Here is a 949-nt window from a genome sequence, read left to right as displayed (position 1 = left end):
CATCATATGCATAGAAATCTCCCATGACACGTTCTTCCCCATTCAAGTTAATCCAAACTGGACCTTCCCATGTTTCAATCTTCCACCAGCCATTATCTCTTTTTTCCATGACTCCTACATTTTGAGCACCATACTCTGATCCGCCATTTGTTTTAGCTGAATTAAAAGATGGTTCTTTATACCCATAGAATGATTGATTCACATATTCTGAACTATTAGCAGCGTGAGTTATCATACTAAATGTCGAGATAGATAGAATAAAGAATAATAACATTACACCCTTTTTTAGCATATATTCTTTTCTCCCCTTTCAAATAATTTTATATTTCGATTATTACATTAACATATTTTACTTTATTTTTCTATATTTTTACTGTTAAATTTATCTTTATTTTCCATATTCTTTTATCTAAAGCTTTTGATTAAACTTCATTCAAAAATGACACCAAATAAAAAAACAGCTATCTTAGATAACTGTCTTTTCATTAAATCCAATTTAATTATTTTGAAAATCTAGCATATCCTAAGAAATGCTGCTGAGTATATGGACTGCTGATCTTACTTTTAATTACACCTGTTTTTACATCTGCGGCATGAATATATTCATCATTTCCTAAATATATACCTAAATGAGAAGGACCTTGCTTATATGTATTCTGTAAGAATACTAAATCTCCTGGTTGAGGATCACTTATTTTTGTAACCATTCCCCAGTATCCTGCAACACTTGTTCTCACAATGTTATATCCATTATTTTTAAATACGTAATAAATAAAGCCACTACAATCAAAGCCATTTGGTCCTGTTCCAGCTTCAACATACGGCTTTCCAAGTTGTTTTAAAGCTAAATCAATTACTCCAGAAGAACCAGAATCTGTTTGGTTGAGGTTCATCCACTTGTCGCCTTCCCATGTTTTAATCTTCAACCAGCCACTAGTTGTCCCATCTA

The 949-nt window shown here is 31.9% G+C and carries 1 protein-coding gene and 1 pseudogene; both read right to left on the bottom strand.

The window, feature by feature from the left end; all coding sequences use genetic code 11:
* Positions 1 to 292, bottom strand: a pseudogene (locus MR107_RS30155) (hypothetical protein); the annotation flags it as partial.
* A gap of 208 nt (positions 293 to 500) precedes the next feature.
* A partial coding sequence (locus MR107_RS30150) for a C40 family peptidase (RefSeq protein WP_242293158.1) occupies positions 501 to 949 on the bottom strand: 449 nt, incomplete at its 5' end.

This window comes from Bacillus cereus group sp. BfR-BA-01441, from assembly GCF_022663075.1.
Lineage (GTDB): Bacteria > Bacillota > Bacilli > Bacillales > Bacillaceae_G > Bacillus_A > Bacillus_A cereus.
The sequence above is the reverse complement of the archived record's forward strand: the minus strand, read 5'-3'. Positions and strand labels throughout refer to the sequence as shown.